This is a genomic window from Paenibacillus sp. FSL R7-0216, assembly GCF_037969915.1.
GTDB lineage: Bacteria > Bacillota > Bacilli > Paenibacillales > Paenibacillaceae > Fontibacillus > Fontibacillus rhizolycopersici.
Genome location: NZ_CP150222.1, coordinates 1535635 through 1552282, shown reverse-complemented (window position 1 = coordinate 1552282; position 16648 = coordinate 1535635). Strand labels below are relative to the sequence as shown.

Here is a 16648-nt window from a genome sequence, read left to right as displayed (position 1 = left end):
AAGCCGCGAGGATTCATCTCGCGGCTTCTTTATGCGTTTCTTTTATGGGTGAGGAATAAGCCCGGGATAAAGATAAGGATGAGGATGAGGGCTGAAACGAGAAATCCTGCGTGGTATCCTTTCAAACCATTTGCGATGGTTGGCTGTACCCCTTGGACCACCGTCGCAACCACAGTCGCGATCACGGCGGAACCAAAACTTGCGCCCAAGTTCTCAATGATGTTGATCCCAACGCCTGCTTCCGGGAGCTGATGATCGTCCAGTCCCGTATACGCGTCACTCGTCAACGGGAGATTAATCCCCCCAACGCTGGTCCCCCGAATAAATAGGACGAGGGATATCCAAACCATGCTGGTTCGATCGGTGATGAAAATCAGCGGAATGGACCCGATCAGCGAAAGAACCAGGCTGACCATGACCACGTATTTCGCGCCGATCCGATCGATCATTTTACCGATCAAAGGCCGGGTCACAAGCATTCCGACGCCTTGGGGAATTAACGCAAGCGCCGCTTCAATCGCCGTGAAGTGTCGGAAGTTTTGGAAGAACAAAGGCAAGATCAACATCGGCCCCATGATGGCCATATTCGCCAAAAATAATCCGACGCTGGATGCCAGATAATTTCGATGCGTAAACAAGTTTAGCGGAAGCACGGTTTGATTCCTTCTAAATCGGTTATAGGCGAGATACATGACAGCTAAGGCAAGGCCGATGCCCACCCAAATCAAGGTTTCGTGATTATGAAACGAAGCATGTTCCGCTGCTTTCGTAATTCCATAAATGAAAGCCGCACTCATCAGAGACAAACAAACGATCCCAAATCCATCCAGCTTACTCTCTTTGTTGAACGGTTCAAAGTCCGGGATCCGTCTGATCATCAGCGGTGCGGCAATGAGAACAACCAATACATTGATGAAGAAAATCCACTGCCATGATGCGCCCTGAACGATAAAGCCTCCGATGACAGGACCCAAAATTGGACCAAAGATCATCGGCGTGCTGACGATGGCCATCACTCTCCCCAAATAATTCGGACCCGCGGTTTTAACCAGAAGCGTGAACATCAGTGTAGTAATGATCCCGGCGCTAAATCCTTGCAGTAAGCGAAAAAAAATGAAACTGGAGATATTCCAGCTTAGGCCCACTAGAACGGATATGATGCCAAACGCAGCAACTGCTCCGATAAAGATCTTCTTTCCATTAAAATGGTTCATCAGCCAACCGGACACCGGGACCGCCATCGCAAGAGCCAGCACATAACCTGTAATGGCCCATTGAATGATATCCAATGTCGTATGAAAATCCTTGTTGAGGATGTCGATTGCAATATTCACCATCGTCGAGTCCAGCATAGGGGCAATGGCGCCAAGCGCAATCGCCCAGGCCGCTATCAGGATTTCTCTAGGCAGCTCTCTTTCTTTAGCTTTTGCTTTCTCCATGGGATTCTCCTTTCAGAAGTCAATGTGTATTTTGTTTCCTTGTCAACAAAATAGTAACGCAAATATGGTTTCCTTGTCAACCAAATAGTCGAAACAAAAAAGACAGCCCTTCAAAAAGAATGGGCTGCCTGTGATTTGCCATGTACTAGCACCTTTTGATTCCAACTCATTTATTTCAGATCGATCCCTTGCTTCTTGATCTCCGCGTCCAAATGCCGACTATACTGTTCCATAAAAATTAGCATTTGATCATATTGTTCCTCGGTGACCTGCTCAAATACAGATTGATCCCGCTCTTGAAACTCCTTATGCAGCTCCTCGTGAATGTCATAAATCTCTTGACCCTGCTCGGTCAGTTTAAAGTAGATCTCTTTCTTGTTGTCCGGCTTCTGGTAGCTTTCGATCAGGCCCTTCTCCATGAGCTTCTTCGTGAGCTTCGTAATCGCACCTTTCGTCATATAAAGTGATTCGGCAATTCGGGTTACGTTAGGATCCGCATGCTTTCCAATCGATTCAATACAATGGACTTCAGAAGGCTTAACCCCTTTCAGACGGTCTTCCATCTTCATCTTATTAAGCCAGACCATCTTGTTGAATACGTTTCTGAAATCCAGGATGACCTGCTCCTGCTTACTCATCGCCAATCCTCCCGCCCGTTGATGCATTACCCCTATTATAGTGAATTTCTGCTGGATGTTCCATTAGATTGACCCCCCATCGGTTCCACATCCGAAAGAAGGAACTCGGTCGACCGATGTCGAAGCCTACTTTAGCAAACTAGACCTGAGGTGATTTCCGCTTGACGATTCTTCAAAACGATTGGGCCCCGTTTCTGGAGCCCGAATTCGAGAAACCGTATTATTCGCAGCTGCGCCAGTTTCTGGCGAACGAATATCGCACCAAAACGATTTATCCCGATATGTATGATATTTTCAACGCATTGCATTATACCTCCTTCGCCGACACCAAGGTAGTAATCCTCGGCCAGGACCCTTATCATGGACCCGGACAGGCTCATGGGCTCAGCTTCTCCGTGAAGCCGGGTATCAAAGCCCCACCATCCCTGCAGAATATGTTCAAGGAGCTGCGGGACGATTTGGGTTGCCGTATCCCCAACAATGGATATCTGGTTCCATGGGCAAAGCAGGGCGTGTTGTTGCTCAACACGGTACTGACCGTGCAGGCCGATTCCCCCAATTCCCACAAGGGCATGGGCTGGGAGGTGTTCACCGACAAGGTGATCGAAACGCTGAACCAGAAGCGGGAACCGATCGTATTTCTACTTTGGGGCAGCCATGCGCAGAAAAAAGCGGCGCTGATCACCAACCGTGAGCATCATTTGATCAAGTCGCCACACCCCAGTCCGTTGTCCGCCCATCGGGGATTCTTGGGCAGCAAGCCCTTTTCGCGGGCTAATCAATTTTTACGCTCCAAAGGATGGGCTGAAATCGATTGGCAGCTTCCCGATCTAGCGGAGGGCTAAGATGAAGCATTTGGTCAATGGCCTGACCCTAAGCCGCATGGTCCTGTCTTGTATCATGATCTTCGTACTGAACCAACCCACGGTATTTATCATCATCTATACGATTGCCGGGATTACCGATGTGCTGGACGGAAGGATTGCGCGCCGAACGAATACGGCCAGCTCCATAGGGGCCAAGCTGGATTCAATGGCGGACCTGCTGATGTTCGGGGTGGTGACCTTCGCGCTCATCCGGTGGGCGGGAGAAGGAATGAGGTTCGTATGGCCGTATCTCGCCGGTGCCATTGCCATTCGAGTGGCATCCGCAGGTTATGCGGTCTGTAAATTTCGCACCGTTGCGATGATCCATACCTGGGGCAATAAAATCACCGGGTTGCTCGTTTTCGCCGCCCCTTGGCTCATGCTCGCGAAGGGCAACCATCCGTGGATTCTTATCGTTTTGTGCATCGTCTCCGCGGCGAGCGCCACGGAAGAACTGCTGATTCACCTGACCTCGAGGGAGCTTGACCTAAACCGCAAAAGCTGGTTTTGAGCGGGGACGGCTACGGGCAAGCAAAGCCAGATTGACGGATATCGCGCAGTTAATTCAGCGTTTCCATGCCTTCGGCCAGGGAGAGCAGCTTGCCCACCGTTTTCCAGTTGCGCACCGTAGCATAGGCATCCAATTTCTGCAGGTTCGCCGCCAGCTTGGAATTCCGAACGCTTTCTTTAAACAACAAGTAAACCTCCCTGCCCGATGTTCGAAACAGCTCCTGTTCGTTGGCATAGGCCGCAAAACGCTTCAGCGCTTCGGCGGTCGGCTCGCTCCGCAAAAAGGCAACATACAGGCACTCCCCTGTCGATGCCGCTTCCGCCGCAGCGATCTCTTCTGGCGTGAACGGACAACCTTCCGCCGTCGCTCGCAATTCTGACGCCGTGCGAAGCACGACCGGGATATCCAGGCCAAAATCCCGGCGGATCACTTCCTCCATCCGCAAGCCCAGCGCCCCTTCTTCTTCCGAAGCAAACAGGATATTGCCGCTTTGGATATAGGTCTGTACCTCGCTAAACCCCTGTTCGGTTAGTGAACGCTTGAGCTCCGCCATTTTGATGATATTTTTGCCGCCGACGTTAATGCCCCGCAGCAGCGCGATATGGATGGTCATGATCATCGCCTCCTATTTATTGGTCTTGAAGTGCGGACGCCTCTCGGTGCCCTCTTCTCATCAGTATAAAACTATACAGACAGCCGGTTAGCGACAGTCCGGTCATAATCCAATAAAGGGCACGGCCTCCCCAATGGTCAAAGACGAACCCGCCCGCAAACGAAGCGACAATCCCCGAAATCCCAAAGAACACAATCGCCAAAATCGTCTGTCCGGTAGCACGCCAGGCCTCCGGCACGATCGAATACAATTGCTGCATCGCCGCGGTATAAAAAAACACGAAGGTCACCCCTTGAAGCAGTTGCAGCAAAACAATCATCCCTGCCTGATCCGCGATGGCAGTCAACCCGAAACGCAGCACGTAAAACACGCCTGCCAAAGCAATCAGCTTCAACTCGTTTCCCCGTTTAAGAAACCGGTGAACCACGGCGAAACCTAAAAACTCCACCATCGTCATGACAAACCAGGTTGTTCCGACAAGCGAAAAACTCCCGCCCAAATCCCGGATATAAATCCCGATATACGTGTCGTTGATGCGATGCGGCAGCGCTAGTAGGAAGATCAGCAACAGGAAGAATACCGTCGATCGTTGTCCCAAAAAAGCTTTGAGCTCGCCAAGTTTCAATGGTTTCGTGCTTGCCTCCACATCCTCCAGCGTAAATCCGATGAGCCAGGTGGTCACGCCGTATCCAAGAAATACCCAGGCAAAGCCGGATGGCCCCGTCCAATCCGTCAATTGACCGATGGCAAACGAAGCCGTCGCATACCCGAGCGCTCCGAACATCTTAATCGAACCATAGTTCACCTTCCGTCTTAACGCGGATTGAAAGTTCAAGCTTTCCACCAGCGAGTCGGTTGGCATAAAGAAGAAATACATCAAGCCGACCAAGGGAACGAGCGCCCAGGGAGAAACCGCCCGAAACAACACAAAACCGACGACGGCCGAGATCGCCAGCGTCAGCAGTAGGATCTGGGTGATCGATTTTTTCCGGTCGCTGACCACGCCCCAAAACGGCTGGGAGAATAACCCGATGAACCCGCCCGTCCCGATCATCAGTCCGATCTCCGTCTCGGGAAGTCCGAGATTGGACAGATACACCGGAAGGAAGGACAGAAAGATCGCGAACAGTGAAAAATAACTGAAATTGAATAAACGTAGCTTGAACATGAGACTTTCATCCATTCCCTTCTATGGCGGAAGAGCCGCACCTTGAGTTAGCGGCACTCCATTTTACTATACACTAACCCTAAGTCCTAAACCTAGGCTCGTCCAAAACGGAGATTCCGGTAACCGACGCCCAGGCGCCGCATACGGTATAGGAAAACCGCCTACACGAAAGGGGAACGTTCCATTGTTTAATTATAATTACCGGCAATGCCCCGCAGAGCACTATCCTTATACCGTTCAGCCCGGAGACACGCTGAACTTGATTGCCTTTCGACTGGAATCCAGCGTGATGCGTATCCTTACCACGAATCCTGGACTTGACCCAAACAACCTGCAAATCGGCCAGGTCATCTGCATTCCCTCCTGCCCGCCGAATCATGTCTCCCGGATCATTGAGCGCGGCGATACGTTGTATCAGATCGCTCAAGATTACGGCGTCAGCGTCGCCAGTATCCTGGAAGCGAACCCGGGAGTAGACCCGAACTCGCTACGGGTGGGACAACGGCTCTGCATCCCGCAGTTTGGCGGCGCTCCCGACGTGACCGGCCTGCGGGAAACGATCACCGCAATGCAAAGCGACATTAATATGCTAAAAGCGGATAACAACGTACAGCAAACCCATGAAAGCAACTATGGATCGTCCACACAGACAACCCGTGTCACTAGTGTGACCCCCCGCGAAATTCGGTTCGAGGTCGCGCCGGTGACGTTTGCCGGCGCTTTCCGCGGTCACTTCACCGCTGGACGGCGTTACCCTTACTACCAGGATGCCTCCATGGGCGGGAGACGCACGATCACCGTCAAAGATAATTTTGGGGTGTGGCATTCCTTCAATTATAGGGAACAGACACCCCAAGCCTGAGGTAGAGAAATCAGGGCAAAAAAGGCGGAGCCCAAATATTCATCCAGGTTCCGCCTTTCCCGTATATTTATCCTTCTCGATTTAACGTCCGCTTCAAGAACTCTCTCGTTCGCTCCTGTTTCGGATCATTGAAGATCTGTTCCGGCGTCCCCTCTTCGGCAATAACGCCTTGATCCATAAACACGACGCGGTCCGACACCTCTCTGGCGAATTCCATCTCATGGGTCACGACGATCATGGTGAGCCCCGAATAAGCCAATTCCTTCATGACCTTGAGCACCTCGCCCACCATCTCGGGATCCAGCGCCGAGGTCGGCTCGTCGAACAGCAGCACGTCCGGGTCCATGGATAAAGCGCGGGCGATGGCCACCCGCTGCTTTTGCCCGCCGGAGAGCTGCTTTGGCTTCGCATGAATGTATTGCTCCATCCCCACGTTCCGCAAATATTTCATCGCGGTCTCGGTCGCCTCTTCCTTGGAGCGCTTCAGCACCTTAACTTGTCCCACGACGCAGTTGCTGAGCGCATCATGATTGTTGAACAGGTTGAACTGCTGAAAGACCATTCCTAAATGCCGGCGGTACGACGAGACCTTATGCGAATCATCGAGGATGTTGTTGCCGTTGTAAATAATCTCCCCGCCGCTGGGCTTCTCCAGCAGATTAATGCACCGGAGCAGCGTCGACTTGCCGGAGCCGGAGGAGCCGATGATGCTAACGACCTCCCCTTTACTGACCGACAGATTGATATCTTTGAGCACCTCGTTAGCGCCGAAAAATTTGCTCAAATGCCGAATTTCGATGACCTTTTCCATCTTCACTCCTGCTTTCTGCTAGCGCTGCAGCGTATAGCTTTCGGGGCCGTCCAGCCTTTTCTCGATACGCTGTAATATCTTCGTTACGGTCAACGTCATGACCAAATACAAAATACTTGCAACAAAAAACGATTCGAAGAACCGGAAGTTGTTGCCGGCGATCGATTTGGTCATAAAGAACAGTTCCGATACGGAAATGACGTTCAAAACCGAGGTATCTTTGATGTTGATGATAAACTGATTGCCCGTTGCCGGCAAAATATGGCGGATGACCTGCGGCAGCACCACGTTCCGCATCGTCTGCCAATGGGTCATCCCGATCGCATGAGCGGCTTCGAACTGCCCTTTGTCTACCGAATAAACGCCGCCCCGGACGATTTCGGCCATATAGGCCCCCGTATTGATCGAGACGATAAAAATCGCCGCGAACGTCCGGTCCATATCATAGTTGAACAGCAGGGACGACCCGTAGAAAATCGCCATGGCCTGGACGATCATCGGCGTGCCCCGGAAGCATTCGATGTACACGGTGAGCAAACCGTTTACGATCTTGAACAGCAGCCGTTTGAAGCCGCGCTCCGGCAGCGGAACCGTGCGGATCACGCCGGCCAGGAGGCCAATCGCCGCGCCGACCATCGTGCCGATCAAAGAGATATATAAAGTTACCGCCGCTCCGCGCAGGAACATGGGCCAGTTGTCGGAGACGATTCGAATAATCCACTCGTAAGTCATTTTGTTTCCTCCCGCAAGATCACCATAAAACCGACTGCAGTCCCGCTGCAGCCGGCTTTATGATCACCGTGCTTTATTTAGTTCGCTGCAGGTTGATTCTTGATGGCGTCGTTCATGATTGCGGCCCGCTCGTCTTCGGAGATGCCAGCCAGGATCTCATTAATTTTCTCCGTCAGGTCGCTGCCTTTCTCCAATCCAACGGCGATAGCAGTGTCATCATCCGAGGTGGTGAAGCCTTCCGTGAATTCAACATAAGCGAAATTCTCGTTAGCTGCCGCGGCGCTGACGCCTTCCGGAAGCTCCGAGACGTAACCGTCAATGGCCCCCGATTCCAGGGCGACGCGCATCGCTGGGAAATCGTCCATGGCCGGTTGCTTATTGACTCCGTTAATTTGGTCGATAACCGAGTAATGGAATGTATTCAACTGAGCCGTGATTTTCGCGCCGCTGAAATCCTGGATCGAGGTAGCTCCCTCATAGGAGCCCCCTTTCTTCACCACCATAACGAGGTTCGATTTATAGTAGTTATCCGAGAAATCTATCGATTCCTTGCGTTCCGCCGTCGGAGACATCCCCGCGATAATGGCGTCGATCTTGCCGGACGTCAGCGCCGGAACCAGACCATTCCATTCCGTCTTCACGATGACCAGCTTCTTGCCGAGGCCGTCCGCGATTTTCTTGGCGATTTCCACGTCGTAGCCGCCTGCGTATTCCGTGCTACCGTCAATCGGAACCCCGCCGTTGGCCTCACCGTTTTGCGTCCAGTTAAACGGGGCATAACCCGCTTCAAGCCCTACTTTAAACGTATTGTCGTCTTTGCTGCCAGAGTTGCAGCCCGCCAGGACAAGCATTGCCGACAGCAGCATCAGGATGGATAAAGACCAAGTTTTTCTCATTTTTCTTCACTCTCCATGCAAATAATAGATGAATAACAGAAACAAAAAAACGGCTTCGGGTATACTCCGAGGCCGTTTGATGGGTTCATTTCCGTCCTGACACCCACTTCTCCCCTCGACGAGATAGCGCAACTTGATAGATCGGGTAATCTACCAAGACAGTCCTGCAGTTCTTAACTGCAGACCCAGCAGCATACAGTGAGCCTGTATCCCGCTTCGGCGACATTTCCTTCTTCCCGGCTTCTTCGCTTGCTCAAGCTCCTCCGAAAACTGTTAAATATCGCGCCTCTACCTCACCATGAAGAACGTGAGGTCTGATTCAATTGTGTTTGTAGGATACAATATCAACTCTATTCTGTCAAACTAACATAGGGTGGGAATCATAGGAAAGGAGCGCTTGTTTGACAGTCAAGGGATCATCGTTTATCATCTAATTAAATGATCATCTAATTAGATTTATGGCTAATTCACAATTCATGAGGAGGTACCAATATGACCACCCCACGCACGCTTTTGCCGGAGAACGTCCTCCGCAACTTTTTCACAAATTCAGGGAGACTCAAGAACCTGCCAGCCCAGCTCAAGAAGAAATTAATCGTTCTGGAGCATTTGGTTTCCGGTCTCGAGCACGGACGAAACTACACCGAACCTGAAATTAATGCGTACATCCAGCAATTTGACGAGGATTACGCCACGATTCGCCGCGAATGGATCATCCACCGGTTCATGAGCCGGGAGCTGGAGGTCTATACCTTGAACCCGCCGGAGCAATGGTCCAGATGGGATGCGCTGTCTTAGGCATGACGTTTTTTTTCCAGAAGAAAAGGGAATAACCAATAGGGTATACCTATGCTAAGGGGGATTCCCTGATGAAGTTGACGCCGGAGCAGCGCATTCAGCTGCATGAGTTCAACAATCTGACCAAAACGTTAAGCTTCAATATGTACGATGTTTGCTACACCCGGACCAAAGGGGAACGCGAAGCTTATATCGCCTATATCGACGACCAGTACAATTCCGACCGCCTGACGAAAATCCTCAGCACCGTTTCCGAAATTATCGGCGCTCATATTTTGAATATCGCGAACCAGGATTACGTTCCGCAGGGAGCCAGCGTGACCATGTTGATTTCCGAAGGCCCCGTAGTGGAGGTGCCCACCGAGTCGTTTGACGAATCGCCCGGGCCGCTGCCGGACTCCGTCGTAATGCAGCTCGACAAAAGCCATATCACCGTGCACACGTACCCCGAATACGATCCGAACGAAAGCATCAGCACGTTCCGTGCCGACATCGACGTGTCGACCTGCGGGGAGATCTCGCCGTTAAAGGCGCTGAATTACTTGATCCACTCCTTCGAAGCGGACATTATGACGATCGATTACCGGGTTCGCGGATTTACCCGGGACATCAACGGCCACAAGCTGTTCATCGACCATGACATCAGTTCGATCCAGAACTACATTCCCGACGAAGTAATCGAGCAATATCAGATGATCGACGTCAATGTGTACCCGGAGCATATTTTCCATACGAAGTGCAAGCTGAAGCAGTTTGACCTCAACAACTATTTGTTCGGGTATACAAAGGACGAGCTGACCCCCGAGGAGCAGAAGAAGATTACCGCGATGCTCGTGACCGAGATGGATGAAATCTTCTATGGCAAAAATATCGCCTCCGGATCCCTGGAGGACAGCTAAAAGAAGTAAAGCAGCCCTCGCCGCAATTCGGCTGGGGCTGCTTTGTGATTTCATAGCGAATCTCGGGCGTATTGTTACTTTACTCGTTTAACGCCGCCTTCAAGGCATCGAGATTCTGGCGCATCAGCGACAGATAGTCTTCCCCAGCCGTCTCGTCTTCGGCCGTTAGCCCTTCGATCGGGTTAAGCACGGCCGTCTTCGCCCCGATTTCCCGGGCAATCGTTTCGGCTACTTTGGAAGAGACCAGCGTCTCGAAGAAAATCGTCTTCACTTGATGCTCCTTGGCGAACTTCACGATCTCCGTCATCTGCTCTGCCGACGGCTCCTGATCAGGGGCCAAGCCGGCAATCGGCACCTGGGTCAGCCCATACTCCCGGGCCAAGTAACCAAATGCGGCATGCTGCGTGATAAAGTCCTTACGTTTGGCGTTCGCCAATCCCTCGACAAACTCCTGATTCAGCTGTTCGAGCTGGTCGGCGTAAGCGTCCGCGTTTTGCTTGTAGTCGGCAGCATGCTCGGGGTCCGCCTGAGCCAAGGCAGCCTCGATGCGACGGACCTCCTGGACCGCTAACGCCGGAGACAACCAAACATGAGGATCCAGCCCGCCGTGGTCGTGGTCGTGGTCATGGTCGTGATTGTGAGCTGCTTCCCCTGAGTCGGCCTCGGACTCCGCGGCATGCTCATCTCCGTCGGCCTGTTCCTCTTCCTGCCCGTGCTCCTCCTCTTCTCCGCCTTCCATCAAGGTGATCCCCTCGCTGGCTTCTACGATTTCCGGCTTGCCGCTGGCGGACGATGCCTCTACCTGTTCCAGCCAACTTTCCATCCCGGCCCCGTTCACGATCAGCAGATCGGATTCGGCCAGCTTCCGGATATCCTGGGGGCTAGGCTCCCAGTCATGAGGTTCCATGCCACCGGGTACCAGCAGTTCGACCGTCGCAAAATCGCCGGCGACTTGTTTCGTAAATTCGTAGATCGGGTAAAAGCTCGTTTGGATCCGTAATGGATGTTCCCCATTTACCGTTCCTCCGCTGCCTGCCGCATTCCCTGCGGAATTCGTTGAATTAGCCGCATTTCCACCGGCCTGTTGTCCGCCCCCGCCGCAACCGGCGATCGTCAGCATTAAGCTCAGGCCGACCGCGGCGGCGGCCCGTTTCGCAATTCGCAAATTCATCCTCATCTCTCTCCCTTATTCCATCGTTAATCTCTCGCCGTCCTTGGACGGCAACGTCATACTTTCCTCTGTGTCCCGCGCAGTCCGCTTCGCGCTACGGCCGCTCCTTCGGACGACCCGGCCTCGGACCTTCTGCCCCGCGATGCCGATCAATAGAATCAGCAGCAAAATCAACGCGATCGTCCCGCCGGGCGGCATATCCAGGTAATATGAAGCGGTTAACCCGCTGAAAATCCCCGTTAGGCCTGCGGCGACCGAAATGGCAATCGCTGCGGCAAACCCGCGGGCCAGCCGCAGCGCAAGCGATGCCGGCAGGACGATCAGCGAGGACACCAGCAGCACGCCGACGACCGGGATCGCCGCCGCCACTGCCATCCCGGTAAACACCGCGAAGGAGAACGACAGCCACTTCACCGAAACCCCGCCGATTCGGGCGGTTTCTTCGTCAAAGGTCAGGCTGTACAGCGGTCTCCGCAGCACGGCGAAATACGCGGCACCAACCAAGGCAACGCCGGCCATCAACGCCAGCTGGGTGTCGCTCACCGCTACGATTGAGCCGAACAAGTACGCGCTGAAACTTTGGCTCAGGCTGCTACGCAAGCTCATCAGCACGACGGCGAGCGCCAAGCCCGAGGTCATGACGATGGCGACCGGCATCTCGCTGTATGCCCGGTAGCTCTGGCGCAACTGCTCGATCAGCAGTCCGCCAAGGATGGCGGCGGCGAAGCCCGCGACGGCCGGGTTCCACCCCAGCACGGCTCCCAGGGCCACGCCGGCCAGCGAGACGTGGGACAACGTATCGGCCAGCAGCGCCTGGCGCCGCAGCATCAGGTAGACGCCGATCACCGGAGCGATGCTTCCGATCAAAGCGCCTGCCCAAAACGCACGCTGCATGAATGCGTAGTCAAACATTGCCATTCCTCACTTTCCTGTTGCTCCAGGGAAATCAGGCGGTCCAGATACGCCTCCGCCTCCTCCGGGCCGTGAGTTACCATGATGACCGTCAGGCAATGCTGGTCCGCCATATGCCGCAGCAGCCGATAAAATCCTTGCCGGCTTTGCCGGTCCATGCCCGTCGTCGGTTCGTCCAGAACCAGCACCCGGGGTTGCCCGGCCAAGGCCCGGGCGATGCAGATGCGCTGCTTTTGTCCGCCCGACAGCTCCCCAATTCTTCGGTGGCGGTGCTCCCACATCCCCACCTGCTTCAAGCTGCGTTCGACGAGCTGCCGCTCCTCCGCGCCAAACCGCCGAAACAGGCCGAGCTTGGGATAGCACCCCGACTTCACCAGCTCCAGTACCCGGCTTGGAAACCCGCTGTTAAACGCGGCAACTTGCTGCGGGACGTAACCCACGTTCAGCCGGCCGTCGATCAGCGCTTCTTCGTTGATTCGCACGCTCCCGCTCCACGGTTTCAGCAGACCAAGCAGCAGCTTAAGCAGCGTCGTTTTGGCCGCGCCGTTCGGCCCGGTAATGCCAATAAACTCGCCAACCCCGATTTCGAGAGACACTCCGTCGATCACCGGCTTTGTACTATAACCAAACACGACGTTTTCCATCGTTGATAAAATCATGGTACCTCTCTTCTTTAAAGCGTAATTATTACGATTAACAAAGACGACAAATCGCCCCTCAACGGTTCGAGGCTTTATTAACGCGTCTCCCGATGAATCGTATATTTGCGCAGCCGCGGTGAATACTTCCGCAGCTCCAGCCGCTCGGGGTGCGTCTTCTTATTCTTTGTCGTCGTATAGTTGCGATCTCCGCACTCCGTGCAGGCCAGCGTAACCACTACTCGCATGTCTTCCCCTCCTTGTCTTTGGCATTTATCCGGCGTCGGCCGATTCTTCCGCCGAAATCCACGGCAGCGGATTCGGGAAGGCCGCCCAGTCCAATTGCATTTCTTCGTCGCTTAACAGGCAAGCGTCGAGCTCCCGTTCGATCCCGGAGCGGTCCATTTCGATCCCGATAAACACCAGTTCGTTGATCCGGTCGCCCCAAGCCTCGTCCCACCTGCGCCGCAATTCGGGCTCTTCGGCAAAGAGCTCCTCACGCTGCCAATCGGGCAGCGAGGCCAGCCAATAACCAGCCGGACCAAATTGGATCGACGGCCCTGCCTGACTTAAATTCGCCGCCATGTCCGCATCCGTCGCGATCCAAGCCAAACCTTTGGCCCGCACCACTTCCTCCGGCCATTCGCTCATAAATCGCGCCAACCGCTCCGGGTGGAACGGCCGTCTCCGCCGGTACACGAACGAACCGATGCCGTATTCCTCCGTCTCCGGCGTATGGCTTTCCTGCTGCAGCTCCTGGATCCAACCGGCCGACTGGCTGGCTTGTTCGAAATCGAACAACCCCGTATTCAGGATTTCCTGCGGTTCCACGCGACCCATGGTTGAGCGAATCAGCTTGGCGGTAGGCTGCAGCTTGCGCAAAACTCCTTCCAGCTCGATCAGCTCTTTCTCCTCAACCAGGTCGCATTTGTTCAGAATCAGGATGTCGCACGTCTCGATTTGGTCGATCAACAGATCGACGACGTCGCGGGTATCCCCCTCCCCCGCTTGCTGCCCGCGTTCCAGGAGTGTATCGCCGGAGGAAAAGTCATGCCAGAACCGGTAAGCGTCCACCACCGTCACCAGGCAGTCCAACTTGGCGATCTTCGTCAAATCGATTCCCGACTCCTCATCCGCATAAGTAAACGTTTGGGCGATCGGCACCGGTTCGCTGATGCCCGTCGACTCAATCAATATGTAATCGAATCGCCCCTCTGCCGCCAGCATCTGAACCTCTTTCAGCAAATCATCGCGAAGCGTGCAGCAGATACAGCCGTTCGACAACTCCACCAGCCTCTCCTCCGTGCGTGAGAGGCTTCCGCCGGCGCTGATCAACTCCGCGTCGATGTTTATCTCGCTCATGTCATTCACGATCACCGCTACCTTCAGGCCCTGGCGATTGCTCAGGACATGGTTGAGCAACGTCGTTTTACCCGAACCCAAATATCCGCATAGCACCGTAACCGGAACTTTGCGCGTTGGTTGTTCATTCAATTGGTTTCATCCCCTTTCTTGATCAAGGCCGAACATCTCATCCGTCACATCTTTAGCTTAATCGTAATTATTACGATTAATAATCCATACTATATCTTCCTTCGTTGGGCTTTGTCAACTGTAAATGCGTCTATCCGGACTAATCTATTAGCCCGGTTCTGAATTACCATGGAAAATAATAGATATGATACTGCGTTGGTTACCTAAAATGCCCATAAGGAGTTTGCCATGCATAAACATGCTCTCACCCGGATGCTGCCGATTCTTGTGCCGGCCGCTTTCGCGCTCGCCTGCCTGACGGTCATGTACCCGTCCTTGATTCGGCAGGTCCCGCTCGACGAGCTGCAAACGTTCAAAATCAACTTTCTCGGCATCTTCCTGGAGGCCCTGCCTTTCGTGCTGGTCGGAGCGTTGCTCTCCTCGCTGCTGCATCTGTTCGTCTCCGAGAACACGCTGCGCCGCTTCATGCCGAAGCATCCCGTTCCAGGCATCCTGTTCGCCTGCCTGCTCGGGTTGATCTTCCCGGTATGCGAATGCGGGATGATTCCCCTTATCCGCCGGATGATTCAGAAAGGAATGCCCGTTTACATCGCTGTCGTCTTTATTTTGTCCGGGCCGATCCTGAATCCGGTCGTGTTCGGAGCGACCTACATGGCCTTCCGCCTGTACCCCGAGATGGTGTACGCCCGGATGGGACTGGCCTTCGCCGTCGCTGCCGCCATCGGGGCGATCGTCTACCTGACCTGGAAGGACAATCCCTTAAAGCATGTCCTGTCCGCCGGTGCGGACGCGGGAAGCGAACCCCATTCCCCCGCGCATGGGGGCGGCAAGCTGGCCGCCGTGTTCGTACATGCCGCGGACGAAGTGTTCGAGATGGGCAAATATTTGCTGATCGGCTGCATTCTGACCGCAGGCATCCAATCGTTCGTCGCCCATGAACAGCTCGCGGATATCGGCGGCGGCCCGGTCAGCAGCTACCTCTTCATGATGGGTTTCGCGTTCCTGCTGTCGCTTTGCTCGACGTCCGACGCGTTCGTGGCTTCCGCCTTTTTGCCGACCTTCTCCGGCGGTTCGCTGCTTGCTTTTCTTGTATTCGGGCCGATGCTTGATTTCAAAAACCTGCTGATGCTGCTCTCCGTGTTCCGCACGAAATTCGTCCTGTACATCTCTTTCCTGATCTTTACCCTCGTGTTCACGGGGGCGGCGTTAACCGGCACGCTTTGGCTGAATCCGTAGCCTTAGAGACACACCCCCATCTCGATCGATCGCACCTGAAAGGAGATTGTTAGCTGCATGAACCATCCTCGACTCATTCGCCGGCATTATTTGGCCAGATCGCTGATCCTGCTTGGATTGGCTCTGTTCATCGCCCATCTGGCCCGGTCGGGAGCCCTGTATTATTATATCGGCCCCCGCATGGAGCCGTTGATTCGATTCTGCCCGATTCCGCTCGCCGTCATGGCGGTATGTCTTGCCTACCAGGCGCTGTTCCAGCCGTCTTCCGCCCTCTGCGACTGCGAGCGCCCGCTTTCCGTATCCAGATGGAAGAACGGAACGGTATACGGCTTATTTCTGCTCCCGCTGCTACTCGGGACCTTGCTTCCCGATCAGGCTCTCGGTAGCTCGGCGGCAGCCAAAAAAGGGATGAGCCTAACCTCTCCCTTGCTCGCCTCTGAACGGTTAGAAGAACTCTTCCGGGCGCCAGACCCCTATAACGTTGAATTCGCCGAATTGGCCAAGCGGCTTTACCCGCAGGCTGTCGTCGAGGTGAAACCGGAAATCTTCTCCGAAACGATCGGGGCGATCGAATTGTTTGCGGAAGAATTCCGCGGCAAAAAAGTCAAGCTGAGTGGATTCGTTTACCAGGAACCGGGGCGCCAGGACGGGCAAGGCAACGCGGGGGAACTGATCCTTGGGCGGTTTCTCGTCCTGTGCTGTACCGCGGATTCGGCCCCGTTTGGCCTCATAGTGACCTCTGATCAACCGCTCGAAGGATTAGCTAAAGATACTTGGCTTGAAGTAGAAGGAGTCATCGAACCGCAAATTCGCCAGGGTAAAGCGATCATTACCGTTAAGGCGGAGCGTATTTGGGAAATTCCAAGGCCCCAAACGCCCTACGTCTACCCAAGCGAGGATTCGGTGAAAGCGTGGGAGAACCTGTCGGAGGCGGAACCGGCAAAATAACCGGCGGATAACGAGG

19 protein-coding genes and 1 riboswitch are annotated in these 16648 nt (G+C 54.0%); of the genes, 7 read left to right on the top strand and 12 right to left on the bottom strand.

Annotated features, from left to right (window positions below; genetic code table 11):
- Nucleotides 1–29: 29 nt before the first annotated feature.
- Together MKZ15_RS06725 and MKZ15_RS06720 are read right to left on the bottom strand one after the other, a co-directional pair.
- Nucleotides 30–1439, bottom strand: a complete 1410-nt coding sequence (locus tag MKZ15_RS06725; protein ID WP_339820840.1) for an MDR family MFS transporter — start codon at nt 1437–1439, stop codon at nt 30–32.
- 170 nt (nt 1440–1609) lie between these two features.
- Nucleotides 1610–2077, bottom strand: coding sequence for a MarR family transcriptional regulator (locus tag MKZ15_RS06720; protein WP_155607567.1), 468 nt, complete (start codon nt 2075–2077; stop codon nt 1610–1612).
- 161 nt (nt 2078–2238) lie between these two features.
- Between MKZ15_RS06720 and MKZ15_RS06715 the strand changes: the two genes are divergently transcribed.
- Together MKZ15_RS06715 and MKZ15_RS06710 are read left to right on the top strand one after the other, a co-directional pair.
- Nucleotides 2239–2922: a uracil-DNA glycosylase gene (locus tag MKZ15_RS06715; protein ID WP_155607568.1), complete on the top strand. Its 684-nt coding sequence runs from the start codon at nt 2239–2241 to the stop codon at nt 2920–2922.
- 1 nt (nt 2923) lies between these two features.
- Nucleotides 2924–3454, top strand: a complete 531-nt coding sequence (locus tag MKZ15_RS06710) for a CDP-alcohol phosphatidyltransferase family protein (RefSeq protein ID WP_339820837.1) — start codon at nt 2924–2926, stop codon at nt 3452–3454.
- A 49-nt stretch (nt 3455–3503) separates the two neighbouring features.
- On the opposite strand, the gene MKZ15_RS06705 is transcribed toward MKZ15_RS06710, so the two are convergent.
- Together MKZ15_RS06705 and MKZ15_RS06700 are read right to left on the bottom strand one after the other, a co-directional pair.
- Nucleotides 3504–4067 carry a DUF1697 domain-containing protein gene (locus MKZ15_RS06705; protein ID WP_213622045.1) on the bottom strand — a complete coding sequence of 188 codons (564 nt, stop codon included), beginning with the start codon at nt 4065–4067 and terminating at the stop codon, nt 3504–3506.
- Between the two features lie 16 nt (nt 4068–4083).
- The gene (locus MKZ15_RS06700; RefSeq protein ID WP_339820834.1) at nt 4084–5235 is read right to left on the bottom strand and encodes an MFS transporter; all 1152 of its coding nucleotides are present in this window, start codon (nt 5233–5235) and stop codon (nt 4084–4086) included.
- A gap of 184 nt (nt 5236–5419) precedes the next feature.
- On the opposite strand from MKZ15_RS06700, the gene MKZ15_RS06695 reads away from it, so the two are divergent.
- Nucleotides 5420–6097 (top strand): LysM peptidoglycan-binding domain-containing protein, encoded by a 678-nt coding sequence (locus tag MKZ15_RS06695; protein ID WP_339820833.1) that lies wholly within the window; start codon nt 5420–5422, stop codon nt 6095–6097.
- A 67-nt stretch (nt 6098–6164) separates the two neighbouring features.
- Here MKZ15_RS06695 and MKZ15_RS06690 read toward each other — a convergent pair whose 3' ends face one another.
- The 3 genes from MKZ15_RS06690 to MKZ15_RS06680 form a co-directional block, all read right to left on the bottom strand.
- Nucleotides 6165–6908, bottom strand: a complete 744-nt coding sequence (locus MKZ15_RS06690; protein WP_339820831.1) for an amino acid ABC transporter ATP-binding protein — start codon at nt 6906–6908, stop codon at nt 6165–6167.
- A gap of 18 nt (nt 6909–6926) precedes the next feature.
- On the bottom strand, nt 6927–7640 hold the full coding sequence (locus MKZ15_RS06685) for an amino acid ABC transporter permease (RefSeq protein ID WP_193415447.1): 714 nt from the start codon (nt 7638–7640) through the stop codon (nt 6927–6929).
- Between the two features lie 77 nt (nt 7641–7717).
- On the bottom strand, nt 7718–8536 hold the full coding sequence (locus tag MKZ15_RS06680) for a transporter substrate-binding domain-containing protein (RefSeq protein WP_339820828.1): 819 nt from the start codon (nt 8534–8536) through the stop codon (nt 7718–7720).
- A gap of 116 nt (nt 8537–8652) precedes the next feature.
- Nucleotides 8653–8835: riboswitch (Lysine riboswitch) on the bottom strand.
- A gap of 193 nt (nt 8836–9028) precedes the next feature.
- Between MKZ15_RS06680 and MKZ15_RS06675 the strand changes: the two genes are divergently transcribed.
- Both MKZ15_RS06675 and speD read left to right on the top strand, forming a co-directional pair.
- Complete coding sequence (locus MKZ15_RS06675; RefSeq protein ID WP_339820826.1) at nt 9029–9334, top strand: DUF2087 domain-containing protein; 306 nt, start codon at nt 9029–9031, stop codon at nt 9332–9334.
- 71 nt (nt 9335–9405) lie between these two features.
- The gene (gene speD / locus MKZ15_RS06670) at nt 9406–10233 is read left to right on the top strand and encodes an adenosylmethionine decarboxylase (RefSeq protein WP_339820825.1); all 828 of its coding nucleotides are present in this window, start codon (nt 9406–9408) and stop codon (nt 10231–10233) included.
- Between the two features lie 79 nt (nt 10234–10312).
- Here speD and MKZ15_RS06665 read toward each other — a convergent pair whose 3' ends face one another.
- From MKZ15_RS06665 to MKZ15_RS06645, 5 genes are all read right to left on the bottom strand, one after another.
- Entirely contained in the window at nt 10313–11404 is a 1092-nt protein-coding gene (locus MKZ15_RS06665; RefSeq protein ID WP_339820822.1) for a metal ABC transporter substrate-binding protein, read from the bottom strand.
- Between the two features lie 15 nt (nt 11405–11419).
- Nucleotides 11420–12322 (bottom strand): metal ABC transporter permease, encoded by a 903-nt coding sequence (locus MKZ15_RS06660; RefSeq protein WP_193415450.1) that lies wholly within the window; start codon nt 12320–12322, stop codon nt 11420–11422.
- Nucleotides 12268–12975 (bottom strand): metal ABC transporter ATP-binding protein, encoded by a 708-nt coding sequence (locus MKZ15_RS06655; protein WP_339820820.1) that lies wholly within the window; start codon nt 12973–12975, stop codon nt 12268–12270. The genes MKZ15_RS06660 and MKZ15_RS06655 overlap by 55 nt, the downstream gene beginning before the upstream one ends.
- 77 nt (nt 12976–13052) lie before the next feature.
- On the bottom strand, nt 13053–13202 hold the full coding sequence (gene rpmG / locus MKZ15_RS06650; RefSeq protein WP_059046469.1) for a 50S ribosomal protein L33: 150 nt from the start codon (nt 13200–13202) through the stop codon (nt 13053–13055).
- Nucleotides 13203–13227: 25 nt separating this feature from the next.
- A complete protein-coding gene (locus tag MKZ15_RS06645; protein WP_339820818.1) occupies nt 13228–14448 on the bottom strand; it encodes a GTP-binding protein in 1221 nt (406 codons plus the stop codon).
- Between the two features lie 228 nt (nt 14449–14676).
- Between MKZ15_RS06645 and MKZ15_RS06640 the strand changes: the two genes are divergently transcribed.
- Both MKZ15_RS06640 and MKZ15_RS06635 read left to right on the top strand, forming a co-directional pair.
- Nucleotides 14677–15684 (top strand): permease, encoded by a 1008-nt coding sequence (locus MKZ15_RS06640; RefSeq protein WP_339820816.1) that lies wholly within the window; start codon nt 14677–14679, stop codon nt 15682–15684.
- Nucleotides 15685–15741: 57 nt separating this feature from the next.
- Nucleotides 15742–16632: a TIGR03943 family protein gene (locus MKZ15_RS06635; RefSeq protein WP_339820814.1), complete on the top strand. Its 891-nt coding sequence runs from the start codon at nt 15742–15744 to the stop codon at nt 16630–16632.
- The last annotated feature ends 16 nt before the right edge of the window (nt 16633–16648 follow it).

What these genes read in the sequence shown, in the direction of transcription:
- MKZ15_RS06725 (WP_339820840.1), bottom strand. Translation starts at nt 1,439, where the DNA reads ATGGAGAAAGCAAAAGCTAAAGAAAGAGAGCTGCCTAGAGAAATCCTG.
- MKZ15_RS06720 (WP_155607567.1), bottom strand. Translation starts at nt 2,077, where the DNA reads ATGAGTAAGCAGGAGCAGGTCATCCTGGATTTCAGAAACGTATTCAAC.
- MKZ15_RS06710 (WP_339820837.1), top strand. Translation starts at nt 2,924, where the DNA reads ATGAAGCATTTGGTCAATGGCCTGACCCTAAGCCGCATGGTCCTGTCT.
- MKZ15_RS06705 (WP_213622045.1), bottom strand. Translation starts at nt 4,067, where the DNA reads ATGACCATCCATATCGCGCTGCTGCGGGGCATTAACGTCGGCGGCAAA.
- MKZ15_RS06700 (WP_339820834.1), bottom strand. Translation starts at nt 5,235, where the DNA reads ATGTTCAAGCTACGTTTATTCAATTTCAGTTATTTTTCACTGTTCGCG.
- MKZ15_RS06690 (WP_339820831.1), bottom strand. Translation starts at nt 6,908, where the DNA reads ATGGAAAAGGTCATCGAAATTCGGCATTTGAGCAAATTTTTCGGCGCT.
- MKZ15_RS06685 (WP_193415447.1), bottom strand. Translation starts at nt 7,640, where the DNA reads ATGACTTACGAGTGGATTATTCGAATCGTCTCCGACAACTGGCCCATG.
- MKZ15_RS06680 (WP_339820828.1), bottom strand. Translation starts at nt 8,536, where the DNA reads ATGAGAAAAACTTGGTCTTTATCCATCCTGATGCTGCTGTCGGCAATG.
- MKZ15_RS06675 (WP_339820826.1), top strand. Translation starts at nt 9,029, where the DNA reads ATGACCACCCCACGCACGCTTTTGCCGGAGAACGTCCTCCGCAACTTT.
- speD (WP_339820825.1), top strand. Translation starts at nt 9,406, where the DNA reads ATGAAGTTGACGCCGGAGCAGCGCATTCAGCTGCATGAGTTCAACAAT.
- MKZ15_RS06665 (WP_339820822.1), bottom strand. Translation starts at nt 11,404, where the DNA reads ATGAATTTGCGAATTGCGAAACGGGCCGCCGCCGCGGTCGGCCTGAGC.
- MKZ15_RS06660 (WP_193415450.1), bottom strand. Translation starts at nt 12,322, where the DNA reads ATGGCAATGTTTGACTACGCATTCATGCAGCGTGCGTTTTGGGCAGGC.
- MKZ15_RS06655 (WP_339820820.1), bottom strand. Translation starts at nt 12,975, where the DNA reads ATGATTTTATCAACGATGGAAAACGTCGTGTTTGGTTATAGTACAAAG.
- rpmG (WP_059046469.1), bottom strand. Translation starts at nt 13,202, where the DNA reads ATGCGAGTAGTGGTTACGCTGGCCTGCACGGAGTGCGGAGATCGCAAC.
- MKZ15_RS06640 (WP_339820816.1), top strand. Translation starts at nt 14,677, where the DNA reads ATGCATAAACATGCTCTCACCCGGATGCTGCCGATTCTTGTGCCGGCC.
- MKZ15_RS06635 (WP_339820814.1), top strand. Translation starts at nt 15,742, where the DNA reads ATGAACCATCCTCGACTCATTCGCCGGCATTATTTGGCCAGATCGCTG.